Annotated in this window: 27 protein-coding genes and 1 pseudogene; 8 read left to right on the forward strand and 20 right to left on the reverse strand. The window is 49.8% G+C overall.

Features of this window, described 5'->3' with window-relative positions; genetic code table 11:
• Positions 1–131 precede the first annotated feature (131 nt).
• The 4 genes from ppdK to SD71_RS12165 form a co-directional block, all read right to left on the reverse strand.
• A complete protein-coding gene (gene ppdK, locus SD71_RS12155; RefSeq protein WP_041063565.1) occupies positions 132–2,813 on the reverse strand; it encodes a pyruvate, phosphate dikinase in 2,682 nt (893 codons plus the stop codon).
• A gap of 7 nt (positions 2,814–2,820) precedes the next feature.
• A complete protein-coding gene (locus SD71_RS24945) occupies positions 2,821–2,985 on the reverse strand; it encodes a GapA-binding peptide SR1P (RefSeq protein WP_152619441.1) in 165 nt (54 codons plus the stop codon).
• Entirely contained in the window at positions 2,958–4,013 is a 1,056-nt protein-coding gene (gap, locus tag SD71_RS12160) for a type I glyceraldehyde-3-phosphate dehydrogenase (protein ID WP_041063568.1), read from the reverse strand. Before gap ends, SD71_RS24945 begins: the two co-directional genes overlap by 28 nt.
• 192 nt (positions 4,014–4,205) lie before the next feature.
• Positions 4,206–4,865 carry a potassium channel family protein gene (locus tag SD71_RS12165; protein WP_041063570.1) on the reverse strand — a complete coding sequence of 220 codons (660 nt, stop codon included), beginning with the start codon at positions 4,863–4,865 and terminating at the stop codon, positions 4,206–4,208.
• 114 nt (positions 4,866–4,979) lie between these two features.
• Here SD71_RS12165 and SD71_RS12170 point away from each other — a divergent pair, with 114 nt between their 5' ends.
• Entirely contained in the window at positions 4,980–6,317 is a 1,338-nt protein-coding gene (locus SD71_RS12170) for a TrkH family potassium uptake protein (RefSeq protein ID WP_041063728.1), read from the forward strand.
• Positions 6,318–6,351: 34 nt separating this feature from the next.
• Here the strand turns inward: SD71_RS12170 and SD71_RS12175 are convergent, their stop codons facing one another.
• Positions 6,352–7,368, reverse strand: a complete 1,017-nt coding sequence (locus SD71_RS12175; protein ID WP_041063573.1) for a phosphotransferase — start codon at positions 7,366–7,368, stop codon at positions 6,352–6,354.
• Positions 7,365–8,522, reverse strand: a complete 1,158-nt coding sequence (locus SD71_RS12180) for a glycosyltransferase family 4 protein (protein ID WP_161793385.1) — start codon at positions 8,520–8,522, stop codon at positions 7,365–7,367. Before SD71_RS12180 ends, SD71_RS12175 begins: the two co-directional genes overlap by 4 nt.
• Before the next feature lie 183 nt (positions 8,523–8,705).
• Here SD71_RS12180 and SD71_RS12185 point away from each other — a divergent pair, with 183 nt between their 5' ends.
• On the forward strand, positions 8,706–9,146 hold the full coding sequence (locus SD71_RS12185) for a MarR family winged helix-turn-helix transcriptional regulator (protein ID WP_041063581.1): 441 nt from the start codon (positions 8,706–8,708) through the stop codon (positions 9,144–9,146).
• Positions 9,147–9,170: 24 nt separating this feature from the next.
• Positions 9,171–10,358 (forward strand): MFS transporter, encoded by a 1,188-nt coding sequence (locus tag SD71_RS12190; protein WP_052476211.1) that lies wholly within the window; start codon positions 9,171–9,173, stop codon positions 10,356–10,358.
• Positions 10,359–10,665: 307 nt separating this feature from the next.
• On the opposite strand, the gene SD71_RS12195 is transcribed toward SD71_RS12190, so the two are convergent.
• Together SD71_RS12195 and SD71_RS12200 are read right to left on the reverse strand one after the other, a co-directional pair.
• Positions 10,666–11,064 (reverse strand): DUF3221 domain-containing protein, encoded by a 399-nt coding sequence (locus SD71_RS12195; protein ID WP_041063587.1) that lies wholly within the window; start codon positions 11,062–11,064, stop codon positions 10,666–10,668.
• Positions 11,057–11,440 carry a hypothetical protein gene (locus SD71_RS12200; protein WP_041063590.1) on the reverse strand — a complete coding sequence of 128 codons (384 nt, stop codon included), beginning with the start codon at positions 11,438–11,440 and terminating at the stop codon, positions 11,057–11,059. Before SD71_RS12200 ends, SD71_RS12195 begins: the two co-directional genes overlap by 8 nt.
• A gap of 249 nt (positions 11,441–11,689) precedes the next feature.
• Between SD71_RS12200 and xerS the strand changes: the two genes are divergently transcribed.
• Both xerS and SD71_RS12210 read left to right on the forward strand, forming a co-directional pair.
• Positions 11,690–12,781, forward strand: coding sequence for a tyrosine recombinase XerS (gene xerS, locus SD71_RS12205; RefSeq protein WP_041063592.1), 1,092 nt, complete (start codon positions 11,690–11,692; stop codon positions 12,779–12,781).
• Positions 12,782–12,852: 71 nt separating this feature from the next.
• Complete coding sequence (locus SD71_RS12210) at positions 12,853–13,179, forward strand: DUF3889 domain-containing protein (protein WP_041063594.1); 327 nt, start codon at positions 12,853–12,855, stop codon at positions 13,177–13,179.
• Here SD71_RS12210 and SD71_RS12215 read toward each other — a convergent pair.
• Both SD71_RS12215 and SD71_RS12220 read right to left on the reverse strand, forming a co-directional pair.
• Entirely contained in the window at positions 13,176–13,568 is a 393-nt protein-coding gene (locus SD71_RS12215; protein ID WP_041063596.1) for an MmcQ/YjbR family DNA-binding protein, read from the reverse strand. The genes SD71_RS12210 and SD71_RS12215 overlap by 4 nt on opposite strands.
• 39 nt (positions 13,569–13,607) lie before the next feature.
• A complete protein-coding gene (locus SD71_RS12220; protein ID WP_041063598.1) occupies positions 13,608–13,862 on the reverse strand; it encodes a hypothetical protein in 255 nt (84 codons plus the stop codon).
• 93 nt (positions 13,863–13,955) lie between these two features.
• Here SD71_RS12220 and fumC point away from each other — a divergent pair.
• A pseudogene (fumC, locus tag SD71_RS12225) lies at positions 13,956–15,343 on the forward strand (class II fumarate hydratase).
• A gap of 54 nt (positions 15,344–15,397) precedes the next feature.
• Here fumC and SD71_RS12230 read toward each other — a convergent pair.
• From SD71_RS12230 to sigI, 5 genes are all read right to left on the reverse strand, one after another.
• On the reverse strand, positions 15,398–16,192 hold the full coding sequence (locus SD71_RS12230; RefSeq protein WP_041063600.1) for a PhzF family phenazine biosynthesis protein: 795 nt from the start codon (positions 16,190–16,192) through the stop codon (positions 15,398–15,400).
• A gap of 128 nt (positions 16,193–16,320) precedes the next feature.
• Entirely contained in the window at positions 16,321–16,536 is a 216-nt protein-coding gene (locus SD71_RS12235) for a hypothetical protein (protein ID WP_041063602.1), read from the reverse strand.
• 73 nt (positions 16,537–16,609) lie between these two features.
• On the reverse strand, positions 16,610–17,488 hold the full coding sequence (locus tag SD71_RS12240) for a hypothetical protein (RefSeq protein WP_041063604.1): 879 nt from the start codon (positions 17,486–17,488) through the stop codon (positions 16,610–16,612).
• The gene (locus tag SD71_RS12245) at positions 17,469–17,990 is read right to left on the reverse strand and encodes an anti-sigma-I factor RsgI family protein (protein WP_041063606.1); all 522 of its coding nucleotides are present in this window, start codon (positions 17,988–17,990) and stop codon (positions 17,469–17,471) included. The genes SD71_RS12240 and SD71_RS12245 overlap by 20 nt, the downstream gene beginning before the upstream one ends.
• Positions 17,991–17,992: 2 nt before the next feature.
• The gene (sigI, locus tag SD71_RS12250; protein WP_041063608.1) at positions 17,993–18,709 is read right to left on the reverse strand and encodes an RNA polymerase sigma-I factor; all 717 of its coding nucleotides are present in this window, start codon (positions 18,707–18,709) and stop codon (positions 17,993–17,995) included.
• A gap of 252 nt (positions 18,710–18,961) precedes the next feature.
• Here sigI and SD71_RS12255 point away from each other — a divergent pair, with 252 nt between their 5' ends.
• Entirely contained in the window at positions 18,962–19,843 is an 882-nt protein-coding gene (locus SD71_RS12255) for a GNAT family N-acetyltransferase (RefSeq protein ID WP_041063611.1), read from the forward strand.
• Between the two features lie 57 nt (positions 19,844–19,900).
• Here SD71_RS12255 and SD71_RS23620 read toward each other — a convergent pair whose 3' ends face one another.
• The 3 genes from SD71_RS23620 to SD71_RS12265 all read right to left on the reverse strand — a co-directional run bounded on the left by SD71_RS23620 (position 19,901) and on the right by SD71_RS12265 (position 21,889).
• The gene (locus SD71_RS23620) at positions 19,901–20,644 is read right to left on the reverse strand and encodes a glycosyl hydrolase family 18 protein (protein ID WP_152619442.1); all 744 of its coding nucleotides are present in this window, start codon (positions 20,642–20,644) and stop codon (positions 19,901–19,903) included.
• Entirely contained in the window at positions 20,545–21,168 is a 624-nt protein-coding gene (locus SD71_RS23625; protein WP_152619443.1) for a copper amine oxidase N-terminal domain-containing protein, read from the reverse strand. Before SD71_RS23625 ends, SD71_RS23620 begins: the two co-directional genes overlap by 100 nt.
• 136 nt (positions 21,169–21,304) lie before the next feature.
• The gene (locus tag SD71_RS12265; protein ID WP_041063614.1) at positions 21,305–21,889 is read right to left on the reverse strand and encodes a thioredoxin family protein; all 585 of its coding nucleotides are present in this window, start codon (positions 21,887–21,889) and stop codon (positions 21,305–21,307) included.
• A 129-nt stretch (positions 21,890–22,018) separates the two neighbouring features.
• Here SD71_RS12265 and SD71_RS12270 point away from each other — a divergent pair, with 129 nt between their 5' ends.
• On the forward strand, positions 22,019–22,465 hold the full coding sequence (locus SD71_RS12270) for a hypothetical protein (RefSeq protein WP_041063617.1): 447 nt from the start codon (positions 22,019–22,021) through the stop codon (positions 22,463–22,465).
• Here the strand turns inward: SD71_RS12270 and SD71_RS12275 are convergent.
• Together SD71_RS12275 and SD71_RS12280 are read right to left on the reverse strand one after the other, a co-directional pair.
• Positions 22,452–23,276: a VanW family protein gene (locus SD71_RS12275; protein ID WP_235427092.1), complete on the reverse strand. Its 825-nt coding sequence runs from the start codon at positions 23,274–23,276 to the stop codon at positions 22,452–22,454. The genes SD71_RS12270 and SD71_RS12275 overlap by 14 nt on opposite strands.
• The gene (locus SD71_RS12280; RefSeq protein ID WP_041063623.1) at positions 23,276–23,824 is read right to left on the reverse strand and encodes a GNAT family N-acetyltransferase; all 549 of its coding nucleotides are present in this window, start codon (positions 23,822–23,824) and stop codon (positions 23,276–23,278) included. The genes SD71_RS12275 and SD71_RS12280 overlap by 1 nt, the downstream gene beginning before the upstream one ends.

Here is a 23,824-nt window from a genome sequence, read left to right on the forward strand (position 1 = left end):
TAGTGTCCTCCCTATACAGTAGTCCGTAATGCGACCGTATAGATATCAGAACAAGATTTTGACCCTATGTCAAGTTTTCACGCCAAAAGGCGGAGCGACAACGCCTCCGCCTGCAGTGAAAGGTTAATATGTTAAATAACTTGTAGATCTAACGGCTTCTCTACAGAACGGCTTCCGTGCACCACGGATGCTTGTGCAGCCGCAATTCGGGCCAGCGGAATACGATACGGTGAACAGCTGACATAATCCAATCCGATCTGGTGGCAGAAGAAGATGGACTCCTGATCTCCGCCGTGTTCACCGCAGATTCCCGTTTTCAGCTGCGGCTTCACGGCTCTGCCGTTCGTAACGGCCATTTCCACCAATTGCCCGACCCCTTCGGTATCCAATACCTCGAACGGATTGTGCGGAAGAAGCTTCTGGTCCAGATAGTGCGATAGAAACTTTCCTTCAGCATCATCACGGCTGTAACCTAGCGTCATTTGCGTCAGATCGTTCGTTCCGAAGGAAAAGAAATCCGCGTACGGAGCAATCTGCTTAGCGGTAAGCGCCGCCCGAGGAACTTCAATCATCGTTCCTACCTTGTACGCGCATTTGCCTTTATGCGTGCCCAATATTCGCTGCCCAACATCGTCAACCAAGCTTCGAAGCACTTGCAGCTCGCCGGCGTGGCCGACCAGCGGAATCATGACCTCCGGATAGACGCTTGTTCCTTCATCCATAACGGCAGCTGCCGCTTGGAATATCGCTTCAACCTGCATTTCATAAATCTCAGGATATACGATTCCCAGTCTGCATCCCCTGTGCCCAAGCATCGGATTCGATTCATGAAGCTCATGTACTTTGCGGATCATTCGGCGAAGCTCAGTCTCTTCCGCTGCCGCTCCCGCGTCACTTGCAATCTGCGCAAGACGATGTTCAAGCTCCGGCAGCTTCGGCAGAAATTCATGGAGCGGCGGATCCAGCAGACGAATGGTGACCGGAAGTCCTGCCATTTGCCGGAAAATGCCTTCAAAATCGGACCGCTGCATCGGAAGCAGCTCCTGAAGCGCCTCGATGCGAGCTTCCGTCCGGTCAGCCAAGATCATGCGCTGAATGACGGCAAGCCTCTCAGGCGCGAAAAACATATGCTCCGTACGGCAGAGACCGATGCCTTCCGCGCCGAACTTGCGCGCGATCTCGGCATCCTGCGGATTATCCGCGTTGGCGTAAACCTTGAGATCGCGGACTTCATCCGCCCAGACGAGCATTTGGAGCAGCTCCGGTGTCATTTCCGCTTCCTTGAGCGGAACGATGCCGGCGAAGAACCGCCCGCTAGCGCCGTCCACGGTAACCCAGTCTCCTTCTTCTATCGTCCGCTGACCAATCGTGAATTTCTTATCGTCCGGGACAATACGCGCCTCTTCGCAGCCGGAGATGCAGGGCTTGCCCATTCCGCGGGCGACTACCGCCGCATGGCTGGTCATTCCGCCGCGGCTTGTGATGACCGCTTCCGAGACGAGCAATCCATGGATATCCTCAGGTGTCGTTTCCGGTCTGGCTAGAATGACCTTCTTTCCTGACTGGGACCATTCGACGGCCGTATCGGCATCGAACACCACCTGACCCACCGCAGCTCCGGGAGAAGCCGGCAGTCCCGTGCCGAGAAGCTCCGTTACAGCATCCTCATCCAAGCCGCGATGCAGAAGCTGATCGAGATGGGAGACTTCGATTCGCTGAAGGGACTCTTCTTTGGTCAATATGCCTTCTTTTACAAGATCTACAGCAATTTTCAAGGCAGCTTGCGCGTTCCTTTTGCCGTTTCGCGTCTGCAGCAAGTACAGCTTTCCGTGTTCCACGGTAAATTCGATATCTTGCATATCTTTATAATGGAGTTCAAGCTGTTCGGCACTTTGGACAAGCTGGTTATAAACGTCGGGCATTTCGTCTGCCAAAGCCGAAATGGGCAGCGGTGTTCTGACTCCTGCAACCACATCTTCGCCTTGCGCATTGGTCAAATACTCTCCGAACAATCGCTTCTCGCCTGTGGACGGATTCCGGGTAAAGACGACTCCGGTTCCGCAGTCCGCGCCTTTGTTGCCGAACACCATGATTTGAACGTTAACCGCGGTTCCTTGACTATCCGGGATCTGGTGAATTTTCCGGTATACTTTTGCTCTCTCATTATTCCAAGAGCGGAATACAGCCTCCACGGCCATCCGCAATTGTTCTTTTACATCCTGCGGAAAATCGATGGGAGCCATTCGTTTGATGCACTGCTTGTAATCACCGATGAGCTGCTTCCAACCGTCCGCCGTCACTTCCTGATCGTTACTCCATCCGTGTTTGCGTTTTAATTTGATCAGAAGCGATTCGAAATAGTGAGACTCAATACCGAGCACCACATTGCCGAACATTTGAATGAAACGTCTGTAACAATCGAAAGCGAATGCGGGCTTACCCGTAAGGTTCGATAAAGCCTCTGCCGTCTCGTCGTTCAAACCTAAATTCAGAATGGTATCCATCATGCCCGGCATGGAATTGACCGATCCGGAGCGTACGGATACGAGCAGCGGGCGTTCAGGGTTTCCTAGCACAAGTCCGGTTTTCTGCTCCAGCTCACTCAAAGCCATATGGATGCCGGCTTCCAGCTCGGCGGTGATCTGGTTCCCACTCTGGAAATAAGCCAAACAAGCATCCGTTGAAATGGTAAAGCCGGGAGGGACCGGCAGACCTCTCCTGGTCATTTCCGCGAGGTTGGCGCCTTTCCCTCCGAGAGTCGACTTCATCTGTGCATTGCCTTCCGTAAAAGAATAAACCTGCTTCAACGACACGAATCCGTCACTCTCCTTCGTTGGGCTGGCAATTGTCTTTGCACACGCCGTATATTGTCTTGACACCGTTAGTAGGAAGCGTGAACATAACATTGCCGCAGTTTTTGCAGATCACGGCGCCCAAGTCAGGCAGCGGTTTGGACTCTAGGATAACACCGTTTGTTTGTTCCACTCAGAATCAGCCTCCTTAATTTGTAACTCTTTATGCGCCACGTAATGCGCCAAATCATACACTCTGCATGTATAAGCCCATTCATTGTCGTACCATGCCAGCAATTTGACCCCTTGACCATGTACAGTGAGGCTTAAGCCGTCTACAACAGCCGATTTGCTATTCCCGACATAATCAACCGACACCAGCGGGAGGTCCGTGTAGTCGACATACTTGCCCATAGGTCCGGCGATTGCGGTGCGAATGGCATGACGGACATCGTCTGCCGATACTCCAGGTTTCTGAAGGTCAAGCTGAAGGTCCAGCAATGAGACGTTCACCGTAGGGACGCGAATCGACTGACCTTGAACCCGATCCGCCAAATGCGGCAATATACCGGACAAAGCTTTGCTGACACCGGTTGTTGTGGGAATGATCGACTGTGTGCAGGATCTGGCCCGCCTTAAGTCCTTATGGGAATTATCCAAATGATTCTGATCGTTCGTAAAAGAATGAACCGTTGTCATCCATCCGTGCTCGACACCGAAAGCCTGATCCATGATGTGCAGCACAGGAGCCAGACAGTTCGTGGTACAGGATGCTGCCGACAGCAAGTAATGAGAGGATGGATCGTATGCCTCTTCATTGACTCCCATAACGACGGTGAGATCCATGCCGCGTCCCGGCGCGGTTATGATCACCCGTTCGGCACCTGCCGACAAATGCTGCTGAGCGCCTTGCCGGTCGTTAAACTTGCCGGTTGCATCCACGACGATCGATACACCATAATGCTGCCACGGAATTTTGTCGGGCAGCGGTTCAGATATTACAGGCACCCGCCGGCCATTAATCACCAGCGCATCCTCTTCCGCGATGATTTCAGCATCCCAATAACCATGAACGGTGTCGAACTTCAGTAAATGCGCCAAAACCGGGAGCTTGGCAAGGGAATTGATCACTGTGATTTCGAGCTTCGAATCCTGCTCGGAGAACGCCTTTCGAATAAAAAGCCGCCCTATTCTTCCGCTTCCGCTAAGTCCGATCCGCAAATGATTGTCCCCTCCCCTATATATATTACATCATAAATATAAATCATTAGTATATAATACACAATATATATTCATCAGCACGACGTATATTTATTTGGCAATGATTTCATATGATTTTGAGATGAAAAAAGCAGGGAGCCCGAGAATGGGTCTCCCTGCTTTCTATATGTAAGGATGCTTTTCTACATTCCCTTATGTAATGCCTCTCTCGAACCGGTCAATCTGTTCATTCGTTCCGATGACGACCATGACGTCGTCCTCCTCAAGAATATCCTCCGCTGTAGGAGCGATCACCACATCGTCCGGTTTGTTGATCGCTACAATGGTACAGCCGTAACGGGCGCGCGTATCCAACTGCATCAAGGAATGGCCGGCAATCTCCCTCGTTACCGAGATCTCCGCTATGGTGTAATCCTTCGAAAGCTCGATGTAATCCAATAAATTCGGTGAAACCAGTTGGTTGGCAACGCGCACTCCCATGTCCCGTTCAGGATAGATCACGCGATCGACGCCGATTCTTTTCAGCACTTTCCCATGCAGAGGCGACAGTGCTTTCGCCACAACCTTTTTGACCCCCAAATCTTTAAGAATGATCGAGGTCAGAATGCTGGCTTGGATGTCGTCGCCGATCGCCACGACCACACAGTCTATATTGCGAATGCCAATCGATCGCAGCGCCTCTTCATCTGTGGTGTCGGCGACGACCGTGTGAGTCAGATACTGGTTCATATCGTCCACAACCTGGACATTCTTATCTACGCCAAGAACTTCATGGCCTAACCCGGCGATCTGTCTCGCTACACTCGATCCGAACCTGCCCAATCCGATCACCGCAAACTGGCTAACCGCCATACTAGTCGCCCCTTCTAAATCTGTATATTCGTTACTGAATCCGATTTGTAAATGTTGGGAAGTCTATTCATCATGCAAATACGAGCGGCCGACTCTGCGAGGTGATGATTCTTGCTGGCTAACTTTTTTAATCGGCTGAGACTGTCGCCGCCGAGAATTCTTGTCTGCGGTTTTGCGCTTATTATTGTGCTTGGCGCTGTATTATTATCCCAACCGTTTGCATCGAAAGATGGATCCGCCCTGCGTTATATCGATGCAATTTTTACGGCAACCTCCGCGACATGCGTGACCGGCCTGGTCGTCGTCGATACGGGAACTTATTTTTCCGTCACGGGGCAGCTCATCCTGCTTATGCTCATACAGATGGGCGGACTCGGATTTATGACGATGGCCACTCTCATCGCCCTTATGCTGGGCAAACGCATCTCATTACGGGAACGCATGGTACTTCAGGAGGCGATGGGACAGCAGAACATGGAAGGGATCGTCCGGTTGATCCGACAGGTGATTGTTTTCTCTGTTACGATTGAAGCTGTCGGCGCGCTCCTCTTTACCATACGGTGGGCATTCGATATGCCTCTTGGACAAGCCGCCTATTTCGGGTTGTTCCATGCCGTATCATTCTTCAATAACGCCGGCTTCGATGTGTTCGGAGAATACCGGAGCCTGACTCCCTATGTGGACGATCCTTTCGTCAATATGGTCTCTATGGCATTGATTATTTTGGGCGGCATCGGTTTTGTCGTTATGAAAGAAGTATGGGAACATAGAAAATTCGGGAAGAAGCTTTCCTTGCATTCCAAGGTGGTGCTGGCGATGACCGGCTTTCTTATTCTCATCGGAGCGCTCGTTATTTTCACCTTCGAATTCACCAATACACTTGAACCGCTGAATTGGAGAGGAAAAATTCTTGCTTCTCTATTTCAGTCCGTAACGCCGCGAACCGCCGGTGCGAACACGCTGGATCTTGCCGAATTGCGGCAAGCCTCTCAGTTTTTCCTTATCATCCTCATGTTTATCGGTGCCGGACCGGGTTCAACGGCCGGAGGCATCAAGATCACCACCCTGGCTACTCTGTTCGGATGTGTGAAAGCAATGAGCCGCGGTAAACAGGACATCGTTCTGTTCCATCACCGGTTGGCGCCGGACCGTGTGTTCAAAGCGGTTACGGTTACCATGATGGGACTGGGGCTTGTCATCATCGTCGCCATGGTGCTGTCCACTACCGAGGATGCGGCATTCATCCGCATCTTGTTCGAAACGGTCTCCGCGTTCGGAACCGTCGGGTTGTCGACGGGACTGACGCCTGATCTTAGCGACATCGGCAGAATTCTGCTCTCAGTAACGATGTTCGCAGGCAGGCTTGGACCTTTAACGCTGGCATACGCGCTTGGACCCGGCACCGAGAAGGAATTGTACCGGCACCCGGAAGGCAAGCTCATCATTGCATGAAATCACAGGGAGCGCATATGCCGCCCCCTGTGTTCTACCGCTTGGAATATCGGTCAAGCTTTTTGAGAAACGCTGCTATTTTCCTTTCGGCAGACAAAGTGCGATAAAACTGTTTGGCGATCAACTTTTTCACCCGCCTGTTTGAACGCCGGTATCTGTTCAGCAGAAGATATGTCGTGCGTGGAAACCGAAGCAGTGTACTCAGCATCGCGAAGTCTTCCTCCGTCAGTTTGGTGACCGTTTGATAACCGTTCAGAATATTTCGGGCAATTGAAAATTTCCAGGAATGATCCTTGCAAGAATTGTAAATGACCCGGTATAAATCATATGCTCTCAAGTCTATGCGCAGCGTCTCGAAGTCGATTAAATGAGTGCCGCGGCTGTTAATGATGAAGTTTGAGGGCCCTCCATCGCCATGGCACAAACAAGTTAAATGAGATCCGGTACGACATATTTTCCGGTATCCGCGCTCGCGCAGAAGCTTCCTGGCTTGATTGGAAAACCCGAGGATTTCTTCCCCATGCTTGCTCAAGCTGCGATCCATGGACAGCTTGTTTTTTTTCCGCGATGCCCGTCTGACCATCTTTGCGATCAGCGAATGTCTCGCGCGAAGCTCCTCAGGCCACTGACCTACCTTATTGACGGCGCCTCGTCTTTTCAAGCGATCCGGGCGGCCGGCCTGATGAAAACGAGCCAGTGCGGCGCCGCAAGCTCTCATATGCCTCCGGGAATGAACGGATGGCCACCGCCCGTTAATCCAAGGAACGAGAACATAGGGAGCGCCGCCGGATCTCTTTTTTACGAACAGACGCCGTCCCGCCTTTGCTTGCGGATTACGCCAAGCGATCCGAGTGAATCCGTGCCTCCGCACGCACCTGAGCGAACGGTCCATCCACCTCAGGCGTTTGGCTGTAACGGGCATGCGCTTCAAACTATACTTTCTGCCTTTGCGCAGGACCACCCGATACACCCCCTTCTTAATAGGGATGATTCGCAGCGGTCTTAAACGAAAGCCCCTGACAATTCGGAGCACTTTTTTGCGGTCACTCATCTCGCCTTCACTCTCTTTAAAGGACGACGTTTATTTTTTTGAAGCCGAATGAACACAGACTTATATCTAGCAGCCGTTCTCCGCCAGCTGTAGCGTTTTGCCACCAGCTTACCCTTACGGATTCGCTTCAGAGTCCTCTGCGGATTGTCCCACATCGCTTGAATGGCTCGCGCAATTGCTTTGCTGTTCATTCCGGTAATAATTTGTGCGTTGTCTCGATTGACAAATTCCTTGAGTCCGCCCGCCCGGGTTGTAACAAGAGCAATGCCGCTGGCCATCGCCTCAAGCGCAACCAGACAGAAAGACTCCTTTCTGCTTGGAACGACGACCGCGCCGTAGGCTTTATACAACCTTTGCACCTTTTTATGAGGAACGAACCCGCGCCAGCGGATTTTCGAGGAGATGCCTTTCTTTCTCGCAATGCTCTTCAGGCGTTTCGAATATTTGCGAGAGCCTTTGCCAATGACGGTCAAGCGGACTTGTCTGTTTTTAACGGACAATAGAGAGACAGACCGGATCAAGGATTCGATTCCTTTTTCCTTGAACAGCCTGCCGACAAACAACAGTCGATAACGCTTGCTTCCGGAACGGCTTGAAACGGATTTAACGCCATGGGGAATGACGATTGCTCTTCGGGCCGCGGCGGGATATCTCTTTCGCAGCTGTTGTTTAAGCCATAAACTTGGAACAATGATCCGGTTTGAACGGCGCAGCAGTTTACCTTGGTTTTTCGACCGGAATGTATGTCTGCCTCCCCTTTTGGAAACCAGAGAATGACAGGTATAGACGACAGGAATTCGATATTTTCGTTTAAAAAATAATGCCGCCTGGGCGAACTCCAGACTATGAACATGAATGACATCCGGCTTACGGTGTAAATAACGGGCGGTGATCCGCCGTATGCTGTGCGGTCTAAAAGTTAAACGCTTGCCGCGGTAAAACCGGTTACTGAAGGGAAGTCGAAGGATTGCCGTTCTGCTTCCTCTCGTGAAGCGGAAGGCTCGGTGTACGCTTGCGGTTATTACGTCGGTTTTCACGTTCGAGTCCTTCAATGCCTTCGTTAATTCAGTAGCAACCGTGCCGAGTCCGCCAATAATCGCCGGCCCGTACTCTTTAGTCATCACCCACACGGATGGCGAGCGTAGTTTAGTCAATGACATGGCCTCCCCCAACATTACTCATCTAGTGTATGAATGAAAGGAAAGATGTACCTGTGATACGGTCTAGCCCGCTCATTTTTGGGACATTGCGGATGTAGTCGTGCACATTGCTTGACAAAATTAAATTGCTATCAATATAATTGCTATAGCATTTATATGTGAAAAGGAGATCTAGCTGTGAGGCAGGACGATTCCATTGGATTTATTATTAATCAGGCCGGAAGACGGCTGAGCCAATTGCTGGCCATCCGTTTTGCGGCCTTTGATCTAACCACGGAACAATGGTCCGTGTTATCCCGCTTGTGCGAGCAGGACGGAACTAGCCAGAAGGATCTTGCTGTGCGCGTGGGCAAGGATCAAACGAATATTACTCGTATTCTGGATCAGCTCGAGCGTAAGAAGCTGGCTGAGCGGCGGACAAATCCTGATGATCGCAGGTCTTTTTACGCCTTTGTAACCGACGCGGGAAGAGATCTTCAAGGACGGCTGGTACCGATTGAGCAGGAGGTGCTTGCATCCGTTACAGAAGAGATAACCGAGCAGCAAGCCACCATTCTGAAAGAGCTGCTGATCCGGCTGACAAACAAAACAAACGAATTACTTCAACATTATGAGTAGACAACTAGAAAAAGGAGCTTGAAATTGAGGAGTCAGAAATTATGGAATCGAGGTTTTATCAGCGTCTGTTTGAGCAGTTTTTTTGTTTTCCTTACCTTCTACACCCTATCGGCTACACTTCCCCAGTTCGTAAGCGATAAGTTAAACGGCAGCCATCAGCAAGTGGGCTGGGTTATGACCGCGTTTATTATTTCCGCCGTTTTATTCCGTCCTTTGGCCGGCAGGTGGCTTGATCTCATCGGAAGAAGAAAAGTACTTATTTTCTCTCTTCTATTATTCATTGCAGCAACCATTTCTTATTTTTCCGTTTATAGTTTTCTGTTTCTTATCTTGCTTCGCTTTGTTCACGGCATAAGTTTTGGAGTGGCCACAACCGCTAACGGAACAATCGCTGCCGACATCATTCCGGAGAAGCGCAAAGGCGAAGGAATGGGATACTTTGCTCTATCGATGAATTTGGCGATGGCGCTCGGACCCTTCCTCGGGCTGGTGCTCATTCAGCATACCAGCTTCACCGTGTTGTTCGCCGTTACGTCGCTGTTCGCCGCGCTTGCCTTGATCTGCGGCGCCGATATCCGGCTGCCTAAACCCGCTGCGCCGGTTGCGGCAGCGCAGGCAAGTAACCGGCATTGGACTCAATTTATTGAACCTGGTGCAATGCCCATAGCCTTAATCGCGATGATGCTTTCTTTCGCTTACAGCGGGATCCTGACCTTCATTCCCAGCTATGCCGGCGATCTGGGGATGCCATCCATGGCCAGTTCTTTCTTCGTTGTTTATGCGGTGATGATCATTGTATCCCGTCCTTTTACCGGTAAATTATTCGATCGATTCGCAGAACAATACGTCATTTATCCGTCTCTCATTCTCTATGTATTGGGATTGCTGCTCTTGAGCCAAGCTCATACGCCGCTGTTATTCTTGGCCTCGTCAGCCGTGATTGGGTTAGGCTTCGGCACATTGTATCCGTGCTTGCAAACGATCGCCATCCGCGATTCAGCGGCTCACCGTCGCGGTTTGGCCACAAGCACCTTCCTGTTGTTTTACGATATCGGAATCGGACTCGGTTCCGTCATTCTCGGCAGCATCGCGTCCTCCACCCATGAGGGGAACATGTATTTGTTGTCAGCGGCGGTAGTGGCTGCAGCCGGGTTGGCCTACATGAGCTTGCTTTATGTAAGACAAAGAAAGCTTCGTCTCGCCATGGAATGACTAGAAAAAATACCAAAAAGGGATTGCCAAACCGACAAGGTTGCAATCCTTTTAGTATAATCTTTTATTCCAGCCGCGCTTTGAGCCGGGAGACAACGCTGAGAACTGTATCTAACGGTTCATTGTCTAATTCAACAGCAAGCTCAGAATTCTGTAGTGCCAAGCCGATTTGTGTACAAATCCAAAGCCATATCTTCTCCATCACGTTACACCCTTCCATCCACAATCATTAATCTGTCTGCAGGGAGGTAAATTATTCGTCACACGACGGGTAACCCGGAACCGGTTTACATAATAAAAATTATGGTTATCTCTCGACCTTAACTTGTGCAGCAATGTCGTCGCGATCTCCATAACCCGTGAGCCAAACTTCGACTTTATCCTCCAACTGAATATCTTGCAGCTGCGCCAGCGAATTGTTAAGCCAATATTTCGTGTATAGCTGTAAAACATATTTTTGTCCATCAACTTCAATAGAAGTCTGATCTGCCTTGTCAACGTTCAGTGCCGTTACCTTACCTTTTACATCCGCATTGCCTGTTTCGTAACTTACGACCTGAACCTGGATGCCGGTCGTTTGGCGGGGCATGCTTTCCGCGATAATGCCGTTACTCCATGCATTCACCTGATAGCCGATTTTAAGACCGCCCAGCACATTCGCAGGCAGCTTGACCCATATTGCGCTGCCGGTCTCCAGTTTATTCACGATCAGAACTCTTTTTTGCGTCCACCGCCGTAATCTTACCGGTGATATCAGCTTTGTCAGGCAGCACGAACGACTTGATTTCCAGCGGAAAAGTACGGTGCAGCGAATCGAAAATGGCTTCCTCGAGCTTCTGCTTGTCATCTTCGGACAGGTCTTCCCAAGGCTTACGAGATTTATGAACTTCCAAATAAACCTGACCTTCTTCACTGTACGCAGAATGAGGTTGAACGCCCTGCTTTTCATATACGTTATTTAGCGCCATTATTTGCTGCGGAATCGAATCGAAATCTTCACCGGTCGCCGTGCTCGCTCCGCAGCCGGAAAGCAACAATATTACAGTCAAAAGGATGCCCGCCCAAGCCGTCTTCTTGTTCAATGGACTTCCTCCATTCTTTTCAATCTCGTAGTTGATCTATACCTTCCAAACGCAATGATCAGGTCAAATGTTGCTTGCTAACAATTTGCGATTAGTTACTGAGATTAAATTTTTACATGATTAATTCACTTATGAGTTTACATAACTTTTATTATGTTTGCACTACCCAACCGTGCAAAAACAAACTTCGTCCAATGATCGAATTTTGATATACTGAAAGTGATAAACTCCTGCGCAAAGGGGCAAGCCATGAATCTGCAAAAGATCAAAGACCGCGAACAATTGGATCAGCGTATCCCGAGAATGCCATGGTATGTTGAGAAGTTTATTAACTATAAGCTGCCCGATCTCTCTCCTTCTTCGCTGCTCGAGTATGTCAGAGACTATGAAACGTTCTTTTCCTGGCTGATGGCCGAGGGATTAACATCCGCTGCAGCAATGAGCGCAATCCCGCTTGAGGATCTCGAGCGTCTCCATATGGACAGCGTTGATAATTTTCGGATGTTCCTGTCCACTAGACGGGAGCAAGCGAACAGCAAAATAACGATCTCTCGCAAGCTTTCCTCCCTTCGATCGTTATTCCATTATTTAAGCCAGATTGCCGAGGACGATAACTTTTACCCGCTGCTCAAGCGCAATGTCATGGCCAAGGTGTCCATTAAACGTACGCAGAAGCCTAAGGACACCGCCGCCAAGCTCGAAGGCAAATTGCTGCAAGAACAGGAAATCAGCGAGTTCATTCACTACATTAAACAAGATTATGCTCATGATGCGGCGAACAACAAGCAGGCCATTTACGCACATGAACTCAATCGGATCCGGGATTGCTGCATCGTCAGTCTCATCCTGAACTCCGGTTTGCGCGTATCCGAACTCGTCAATTTAAACACAGATGATATGGATTTCAAAAAAAGGCTTCTTTACGTTTACCGAAAGGGGAAAAATGACGATACTTTCAAAACGCCCGTCTACTTCCGCCAAGATGCCCTCATCGATTTGGAACAATATTTAGCCCAGCGGGACACCCGGTATAAAGCGCCCAAAAAAGAAAAAGCCCTCTTTCTCGCCATCGCTAACGGCAAAAAAGAAGGCTCAAGAATGACCAAACGCGCCATTCAAGAGATGGTGATGAAATACGCCAAACGTTTCGGGAAGCCCTATTTGTCCGTACATAAGCTGCGCCACTCATTCGCGACGGATTATTATTTGCGCAATGATCTATACAAGACGCAAGAACAGCTGGGACACGCCTCGCCTGAGACGACTCAGATTTATGCTCATCTCACTGACAAAACAATGGCGGATGCGATTGATCGCCGCAAAACGGGAAACAATGAATGAGGGGCTGCTGCCCCTCATTTTTTTCTTTTCGTGCTCACATTTAACATCCTTAATAAGAACAGGGTGACTCTATGTATAACGTATTCCGAACCACTGTCCTTGCTGCTCTGTTTTTCACAGCCACTTTGGGCGTACTGCCCGTCACAATCGCCGCAGGACAACCCGAATACGCCAAATGGGGCGAGATCGCAATGCAGCAAACGTCGGACAGATACCACGCTGCTATTGTGGATTATTTACACGTCGGCCGGGCGCACCCCGCACCCGGCATCTCGGAAGAAAAGTTCAAGCTATGGCTCCGCGAGAACAACCGGGAATTCGGCGTATATGTAACGATTCAATTCTACACGAGCACGGAACAGATCATTGCGATTCGTTTCCAGGAAACGCCGCGTTAATGTTCGTTTCTGGATTTGTAGGCTTGAACCAATTTCTTCGGAGCTGTCCGGAGGTATGCCTCCTCAATCAGTTGAGCGATTTCTTCCCAGTCACGAATCTGATCGGCCTTGATGGACACCCAGCCATGCTGCCCGATATACGGTGTTTTGTAAAAATGTCCTTGTCCGATTAGCAGCTGCTGGGTTTCTTTGTCCGTCTTGATGGACATGCCAGGGTCCCCGCCGTTCTCGCCTTCCCCCATAAAAACAAAACTCTTGTCTCTAACACGCAATACCATATGCCCGAAGCCGTCGATCTTCTCTTCCGTTTCGGGCAGCTTTGATGCGTATTCTCTCACCTTGCCCAGCATTGCAACTCCGAGCTCCGATTTCATACTCTTGTCATGCATCTTGGAAATCCCCTTCTGTGTAGATTGCCGCAGCTGGGCTTACTTCGGTTTTCGGCGGAAAAAGCTGATTACCGACACCAGTGTTCCCACTAGATATATAGGTCCCACGACTACCAGCAGTGTAGCGATCGCCGCCAAGTCCCCCCAGCCGTCTTCGTCTCTCAGAGTCGTGATCAAAAAGAAAAGGCATCCGAGAGCATAAATTCCGAAAGCCCACCATTTTCTTTTCCAAGCCGCCGCTGCAGGAAATGCAAGCAATACGATCCATATTAACAAATAAGCAGGACCATCCATTGCCTCTCACCCTCTTTGCCGTCGTTCATTTAATTATATACGATAAATGCGGTATGATTAATCTATATCTGACCATTCGAGAGAGGTGTCATTATGGAATATCGCATCGAAAGAGATACGATCGGAGAAATACAAGTTCCTGCGAATAAGTTATGGGGCGCCCAGACGCAGCGCAGCTCCGAGAATTTCCGGATCGGTACGGAAAGAATGCCCGCCGAGCTCATCACGGTCTTCGCCGTTCTCAAAAAAAGCGCAGCTATCGTCAATCTGGAACTGGGCAAGCTGGATGCGGACAAAGCCAAGGCGATCATCACTGCGGCTGAGGAAGTTATCGAAGGCAAATGGGACGATCACTTTCCGCTCGTTGTATGGCAGACGGGAAGCGGAACCCAATCCAATATGAACGTCAATGAAGTGATCGCTAACAGAGCGAATCAACTGCTTGAGCAGCAAGGAATCGACAGCCGTGTCCATCCGAACGACGATGTCAATATGTCTCAAAGCTCCAACGACACTTTTCCGACAGCCATGCATATGGCCGCACTTGTGACTGTAGAAGATCGGGTGCTTCCTGCGATTATAACCCTGAAGGAGACATTAGAACAGAAAAGCCGCGAATTCACCGATATTATCAAAATCGGAAGAACGCATTTGCAGGACGCTACTCCGCTCACGCTCGGACAGGAAATAAGCGGTTGGGTACGCATGCTTGAGAAGTGCGAGCGGATGCTGCGGGAAAGCTCCTCCAGCTTGCAAGAGCTCGCCATCGGAGGCACGGCAGTCGGAACAGGCATTAACGCTCATCCGCAATTCGGCGGCAAGGTGGCCGAACGAATCAGCCTGCTGACAGGAAAGACGTTCGTATCCGCCCCGAATAAGTTTCATTCCTTAACAAGCCATGATGAGATTGTGTACGTTCATGGAGCGCTCAAAGCGCTGGCCGCCGATCTGATGAAGATCGCCAACGATGTCCGCTGGCTGGCCAGCGGGCCGAGAAGCGGAATCGGCGAAATCACGATTCCGGCGAATGAGCCGGGCAGCTCCATCATGCCCGGCAAAGTGAACCCGACACAGTCGGAAGCGATGACGATGGTTGTTACACAAGTGATGGGCAACGATGTTACGATCGGTATGGCGTCCAGCAGGGGAACTTCGAGCTCAATGTTTTCAAGCCCGTCATCATTTATAATTTTCTGCAATCCGCACGTCTTCTCTCCGATGCCATGCAGTCATTCAACGACAATTGCGCGGTCGGAATAGAAGCGAATGTGCCGGTGATTCAAGGTCATCTGGAGCGCTCGCTGATGCTGGTGACGGCGCTTAATCCGCACATCGGTTACGAGAATGCGGCAGCCATTGCCAAAACCGCCCACAAGCGAGGACTCACTCTTAAAGAGGCCGCTCTTGAAAGCGGTCTGCTGACCGAAGCGCAGTTCGACGAAATTGTCCGGCCTGAACATATGATTCACCCTAAGGAATAATGCTTCAGCAGAACAAGGCCCAGTCGCTTGAACCGACTGGGCCTTGTTCTCTTTCTATGAAATCAGCCGTCCCTTCAATGTCGTTACTGCCTGACCGGATATCCGGATCCGCTCACCCTCAATCTTAAGCTTCAATACGCCGCCCCGCTTCGATATCTGCAGAGCAGAAAATTCATCCTTATGCAGACGCTTCTGCCAATACGGGCCCAAGCAGCAATGCGCAGAACCTGTCACCGGATCTTCGTCGATTCCTACACCCGGAAAAAAGCACCTCGATACAAAATCGACCGCTTTGTCATTCGCCCGGCTGGTTACGATGACTCCTCGGCCCTCTAGTCGTCTAAGGAGCTCCATTTTCGGCTTCAAGCTTTTGACGACCTCTTGGTTCTCCACTTCCACGATATAGTCCATGCGATTTCTTCCCACGTACTTCAAAGGAACACCCAAAGCCTCTTCAAGAAAGCCCGGAGCTTCACAAGCGTTGTCCCGCTCCAACGGGAAATCGAGGACGATCCAGTCTCCGCTCCTGGATGCTGTCAGCACACCGCTCTTCGTCATGAACCGGAGCTCGGCCGCCGAATCATATCCTTCGGTCCACAGAATATGAGCGCTTGCCAAAGTCGCATGGCCGCACAGATCAACCTCTGCCTGAGGCGTGAACCATCTGAGTGAGTAATATCCGTCAACCTTATGTAAAAGAGCGGTCTCCGCCAAATTCATTTCAGCGCCGACATTCTGCATCCATTCCTCCGACACAGCACCTTCAACCATGCACACACCCGCCGGATTACCTTTGAACGCCTCATTCGTGAACGCATCAACCGTATAAATCGCTAAATTGGACGGCAAAATCCACCACTCCTTTAAAGGGGCTGTATGTGCAGCAAAACTCGCATTAAACGTCTGTCTCGGCTGTTATCATCTTAGCATAAAAAAGAACCCCTTGGCATTCCCGACGGAATGACTAAGGGGTTCGCTTATGCATGGATATTGCCGGCTGTAAGCTCCCGGATTCGATTTAACGATAACCCGGTGTGCTGCACCACATCCATTATGCTCGCTTCGCGGTTGTTAGACAGATATTCTTTAATTTTGAGCAAATCTTCCTTCTGGCTTTCAATGCAATCGTTACATAAGCGGATCCGACGCTCTAACATCACTTTACCGCAATCCCTACAATTGACGACCGACACAATCACGAACCTCCCAATTTTAAGCTTTCCATGACGTATTACGTCGAAAAGCGTCGATTTATGGGGGTGCTCGTTAAAAACTTCCTTGATTGTCTTCATTATGTTTATCGTCTTGATCCGTTTTTTTACGTTTGTCCTCTTTACTGTCTTTATCGTCCACATTCACCGGGGCGACCGGTATAACGGTGCCGTCATCGTCGTAGTCACTGCCGGGATTGACTTCGTTGTTAACATCGCCCGGGCTGCGATGGTCTTCTTGGCTGTCCGGATTATTATGTTGCTCTGTGCCGTCGTCATCTAAAGGATCATCCGTATCGCCGGAATCCATATGATCATCCGGAACATCCGGGGAGCTTGCCCCGCTCCCGCTTGTGTCATCATCTTGGCGCTCGCTACCTTCTTGGCCGCCTGCATGGTCTTCCACGCTTTTATCCTCTTGTGCTTCGCTTTCATCACGATCTTTTCTCTCAACTTTCGGACGATCGTCTTCTCCCTTGTTATCTCTTTTGCCGGATTTTTTTGCTCTTTGCTCCTTTTCCAGATTCGGCTCCGGCTCAAGATTAACCGCCGGTCTTTCCTGCACTTGCAGGTTGAACGGCTTGACCGCAGCTGGAGGGCTCAGTACTTCATCCGTCTGCTCCGTCACGGCCGTCTCGGGCAGCTTTTCTTCGCTACCGAGCTGAATGGCTGTTGCCTGTTCGCCGAAAAAGCTTTCCATATTCACGCCTGCGTCTTGCAGCGATAAAGCTATGGAATGCGTGCGAAGTTCCTCGGTGTTTAGCGTAATCCCTCGTTGTTTCGCCTGTTCGTATACGAGCAATTTGTTGATGGTTAAGCCCATCTGTTTCGCTTGTGTGCGTTTGTTTTGGTCTGTGTGGTACAGTTCGAAGCTGCATTCAGCCAGTACCGGAGACATTTTCTCCAGATCGACGTCAAAAGAATGTTCTCCCAAATCGACCACCGACATAAAAACATATTTTTTTCTCGGTGTTTGTGTCCAGATACCCTTGCTCTTTGGCCTTGGACACGATGGCTTCAACAGCTTCATAGAGCGGTTCGTCCAATAATTCTTCTTCCGTGATCAATTGCTGCGCATCTTCATTGACCAGGCTCACCGCATCCACATTGCCATCCCCGTCAACTATCAGTTCGATGCTGGGGTTAATATCGATAGCGATCATCGCGACAGGCTCCGATGCGCCCGGTGTTCTCATTAGCTGAACCGATAATCCGAACAATAGGAGCAAAGATGCGGCTGCCGACGCCATCCTTCTTAGCCGATGTACCCGGCGCCCGCTCTGTTGTCTCGGCATTTCCTCCGCCGCGGGCATCGCAATCCGCTGTCCCAATGCGTATTGGACCGATGGATTCCGCAAATTGCGAAATTTACCGTCATCGCAAAGAATGACGACTGTGCCGTCGCTTATTTTCATCACAACGCCTTGCATTTCCATATTCACTCTCCCATTCCGCTGAAGGAAACGGTGCTCCGAATTCGGCCAAAATCCTCGTATGTAAAGATAAGAATAAGAGCGATCAGATACTTTCTGTTTCGCTCCAATGTTTTTTTGCTAACCGTCGCTAAATTAAGCATGGCCTTGATCGGCAACTGCTTCGTTCTTAGCAAATGCGCCCTTAATTCCGGATATTCGTTCAATTTTTTCGCCAATTGAATCATGTGGATCCGCGCATCCAGATGGCTCGGAGAACACTCTTCCAGCTCTTCCAGACGAACACCGTATTCTTGCAGCATTTCGTCATAACGCGAAAGCTCCTGTGCCAGCTCCATCGCAGCTTGTTCGCGCTCATAGGCTTCCATTGAACTGGAAAAAGCGGCGGATGACAATTCCAAGTCATCATCGTCGCTCCATATGATGCTTTCGGTTTTCAGCTGCTTGCCGTTTCTCCGAAATTCATCGATAAGCCGATTGCGAATAATCATAAATGCAAAATTATCAAATGTTTTGCCGTGCGACGTGTCATAGCGATCGATCGCCTCATTAAAAGCAATGAGCCCGACACTTGCCTCATCATCGCTCCAGCCGATTTTGCATTTGCAAATATGAGATACCACCCGCAGCACGAATGGCCGATAGGTCTCAATCAACTTACCGCGCTCTTCTGCACTCCCGTCGTGAATGAGCAGAATAACCCGTTCAATCGAACTATCCATAACCGCTATCACTTCCTATTTCGCAGGAACTCGGTTTTTTATGTCGGTCTTCTCCAATAATAAGAACTCTCTATCCACTTTATATATCGAACAATTTATGAATTGTTTAAAGATAAAGCGGTATACCGTCTTCCCCCAGATAAACGGAGGGTTATCCGTTTAGGTTTGATGGACAGCAGCGCTGTTTTTTGCGTGAAATAGTATATTGATGCTACGATGGAAATATATGACGATCAGAGGGGAAGAGACGAATTGATCACGTACAAAAAATTGAGCGAGCTGTCCATTGAAGATGTAATTGCCCTGTGGAACCGAAGCTTTGAGGAATATTTGGTTAATATTACGATGACTGTCACAACGTTCTTACGAAGAGTGGTAATCGAGGATCTGTCTTTGGAGCATTCATTCGCTGCATATGTCGACGGGCAGCCCGTCGGCATTGTCGTTAACGGTTTCCGCCAGGTCAATGGCGACAAGGTCGGCTGGAACGGCGGCACGGCCATTGTACCCGAGCATCGCGGTAAAGGGTTAGGACTTATTTTGATGCAGGAGAATATCGAGCGATATCGGCGCGAAGGCGTGCAGATTGCACTGCTGGAAGCGATCAGTGAGAATGAACGGGCAATCAAGCTATATCGAAATGTCGGCTATACAATCGAAGATCAGTTGACGTTCATGAACACATCCGGCGATCTGCCCGAAGATGTGTTCGGCTCCTCCGACCCCAATGGCCGCTATACCATAAAGAGGGGCATGGCCCGCGATATCCGAGCGTTCCCTTTCCACAAACCGCTTGCCGCATGGCAGACCCAGTGGCCAAGTGTAAAAGACGGCGAAAGTATCATCATATTCGACGGTACGGAAGCCGTTGGCTATGCTCTTTACAAACAAGTCTACGATGATTCCGGGAATTTAACGATGATTTCATTGTACCAGTGCGAGGCATTGCCCGGTCATCAGGATCAGGATGCGATCCTTCGGTTAGCCCTGCATGAAGTCTACCGTCCTCATAGCTTTTCTTGCAGAAGAATTACCGTTAACCTGAGCAAATCGAATGAAGTCGTGATTCGGGCGTTAACGGACGCCGGCTTCGAGAAACAGGTGGATTTGGTACATATGAAAAAAATGATTTAAACTTGCAAAATAAAAGACGCATTCGCTCTGATTCGAGAGGAATGCGTCTTTTGTCTATTATTTACCTATCTTCTCTACCACTCTATTTACTGCCTCTTCATGAGCCGGACTGTATATCTTAAGAAGCCAAATGGCTGCTCCTTTCAGACCGTGCCGCTTGGCGAGACCGATCTTATCATCGATAGAATCCGGGGTTTCGCTGCCCAGACTGATCCCGAGCAAAAGTTTGTTTTTAGGTACCCCTGCTTTAACGAGCATTGTGATCGCATCATCCACCATCGAATTGGGTTCCGGTCCTGTTACACCTTTCGGGTGATACTTATACGCCATGATCATCAAATCTTCTGCCATGGATGCGAGCGTTATATAATCATAGCCTTTGTAGGCACTGTTCGGAGGAGGTACGGCAACAGATACCGTGGCTCCGAGAGGTGATATTTTATCGACGAGCTGTCTCACGTAATCATTGAGCAATTTTTGCTGGGAAGCCGCATCAAGCTTCAAGCCGAGCCCCTCGAAATCCAGCATCACACCGCCGAACCCTTTGTCCTTCACCAAGGCAGCGATGCTGTCGATGGAACGATTGCGAAGCGTCTCATCGCTTAGCATTAGAGTCAGCTGATTGTCCCCATCCAAGGAATACACCATGAGATACGGTTTGACGCCCTCAGCGGCAGCGCCTGACACGAGGGATTCGGGTGTTATATCTCCAGCTGCTTCAGGCCAGAAATATTCTCCGCCTTCAAGCGTAAATTCACCTTTCTCATTGATGTGACTCCACCCGAACGCAACGGAATCCATAGAGGAAATTTTACCTCTTTGTTGGAAAGAGCCGAGCGCATAGAAAGAGCGCAAATGTATTTTCTTCTTCGGAGAACGATCGTCACAGTCTGCGCGGCCCCGCTCCAGCCGACCTGTGCACCGAATTCGGTGCTGAAGAACCTGAGCGGAATGAGGATGTTATCATTCACAACCAGGGGAGCACTAAGGAGCGCCACCTTCTTCCCGTTCACATCCGCCGTCTTCTGTCCCAGGCGCAGCACGACTTTTTTGGCTTCCCCGTCTACCACTGTTTGGGCGATAACGGCTTTGTTCTTGCCGTCCCAATCTACCTTAATTCCTAAAGCTTCGCCAATGGATCGGAAAGGCACCATAGTCACGTTGTTCTTCACCGTCGGCGCCGCATTGAAGGCTAACGGCACATCGTCCAGAATGATTTTGACATTCGGCACAGCTGCAGCCGCGGCGGAAGGCTTAAGCGGGACTCCGCTTGCTAGAGTCGTGCCCAGCAAAGCGATTAGAGCTGTTTTTCCCCATAAACTCATCTCTTAATCTCCCATTCTATAAATATAGTGATACGAGTAGTATAGCAAACGACATTACACGCGTGTACCAACCCGAGCACTAAAAAACGCAGACCAGGTGTCCCTGACTGCGTTAATGATGAGATATATTAACTGCTTACACGACCAAATCGCAGGCTTCCACCGGCATCCAGTGAGGATCCTTGCCGTCCCATTTCACATTACAGCCCATCGGGTTGGTCAAAGGTATGGAGACAGGTTCCCCCGCGACAAACTCGGAAAGCGCGCGCTCCAAGTTGTTCATCGTCATCTTGCTGACATCCTTGGGTGAGTCTACCCCCCTGCCGGTATAGATCAGCCTGCGGTCCACATTGAAAACATAGAAATGAGGTGTCCGCAATGCGCCGTATACGCGTGCTACATCTTGACTTTCATCCCGCAGATAAACCCATGGGAAATTCTTCTCTTTCATAATCTCGACCATGTGGCCATAGGAATCTTCCGAATAAGTGTTGACGCTGTTCGCGTTAATGGCGACAAATTTGATCCCATGCTGCGCATACTTCTCTGCGGTGTCCCGCGTCACTTCGTTGGAGCCCATGACATAGGGGCAATGATTACACGTGAAGAAGACGACCAGCCCTTTGGCGTTGTCAAAATGCTCGAGCGAATAATAGCTGCCGTCCGTGCCAAGCAGTTTGAAATCAATCGCAGAATCTCCAATCGATAACGTAAAAGCCATTTCATCATCCTCCTCGATATCTCTTATGTTTATAGCCAATAAAGAGTCTAGTAAAACGAAGGAGCAGACGCAAAGTAAGAACACCTAATGAAGCAAATGGTATAATTGGTGCATAAAGGGGGAGAGAATGTGCGATCGATCAGATACAATCTGCTGAACTACGCGGCTTCCAAGCTGTCAGGATTGGGATTCTGTCTGCTGTTTATTTCATTTGCCGGCGTGATCGCAGGAGAATTGGATGTTCATGGTTTCATCCAGTCTTTCTATGAAAACCGTGCGGGCTGGATCATCATCATATATAGTTTAGGTTGTTCCATTGCGATCGATCTTCTGGCCTACCCGCTTCGCCGGTATAAGGAACTCGTGAAAGTTATACTCTACATTATAGCGGGCGCTGGATTTTTCATCTTTCAGGTCTCGCACCCGATTGCCATTTTTTTCGGTTTGTTGGGCGCTTTGTGTTCGCTTTTTTTCTACTTTGGAACATGGATTGCGCACATAGACTCTCCCTTCAAGTATTTACTCTCTATTGTGGTCCCCCTTTGTTTCCTTCTGATTGGAATCAGCTGTCTTTAGAGGTCTCGCTTATCAGTGGAGCATACATCATAAGCGCATGATTCTCCGTAATCTCCTCTTCTCGAAGCCATTCCCCATCCACATTATATACATCCCGGCAAAGCAAATTATGCCTCACATAACCGCCCCAAGGTTCGGATGTGATTGCATGATTCCTTTCCTTCACCTCATATCGATAGCGCGAAGGCGCCTGCGCGTGCCAGCTTCCTCGCAGATCCTGCCCGTCAAGCGATAGACGAAGCTGATAAGCCGTATCCGTGTTGTTCGTTATTCTCAAGTCCAAATAATTATAAGAACAAGTTGCTCCGCTTCCGAAAGGCTGCGTGCGATTGGCGTCCGGAAACACGTCATAGCTGTGACGATGCCGCTCCGTTACGGTTAACTCGGTGTGCAGCGTCATCCAATAAATCAGATTGGATAGCTGGCAAAGTCCTCCCGCGACACCCGTTCTTACCTGACCGTAGAAGAGAACCATTCCGTCCACGTACCCCTTGCCGCGTGTCGGTCGTCCTAACAAGCGCCAGTAGGAGAATGTTTCGCCCGGATTCAGCAGCAGACCGTCTAGCCGGGGAACCGCTGCCTTGAGGTTCTGAATCTTATTATGCTGAAGCCGCATGTCTGTGTTGGAAAGCTTCCGAAGAAGAGGCGTTTGATGCTGAAAAATCGTATATGGCAGCGACGCATAGCTTTTTTTGCGCGCAAAACGAACTTTGCCGAACCACCATTCCAAGTACCGGGCAGACGTATAACCCCATTTGCCGAGTTTCAGTCTCAAGGGGGAACGTGGCACCGGCCGCAGCTGCTGCATCATTACCCTACATCTTCCTTCCATTCCGATTTGAGCAGCCCCATCTGAATCACATCTACATAACGGCCGTTCTTGTACTGCCGTTCCCGCAGTCTTCCCTCCTCCTTGAAGCCGCAGCCCACATAACAGCGATAAGCCCGGTCATTGAAATCATACACTTCAAGCTGCAGCCTGTTCAGATTCATCTCCTGAAAAGCGAATCGAATAAGCAGCCGCATCGCTTCCGTTCCATACCCTAACCCCAGCTGTTCCGAAGAACCGATCACGATGCCGATGCTGCCTGCGCGATTCTTCCAATCGATTGAATCCAGGTTGACTTGTCCGATATAAGCTTCCGATTCAAGGTCCGCTATGACAAACCCTCTGCTGTCCGAGCTTCCTTCGATGACAGCCTCCAAGAAAGCTTCCGTAGACTCCAGCGCATGCGGGTAAAGGAAAATATCCGACAGATTACTTACAATGGCGGGATCGTTGACCCACTGACGGATCCAAGGCAAGTCATCCCTCCGGTATTCACGCAGCATAATTCTGTCACCGAACAAACGTGCCAT

The sequence above is a fragment of the Cohnella kolymensis genome, assembly GCF_000829465.1.
Taxonomy (GTDB): Bacteria; Bacillota; Bacilli; order Paenibacillales; family Paenibacillaceae; genus Cohnella; species Cohnella kolymensis.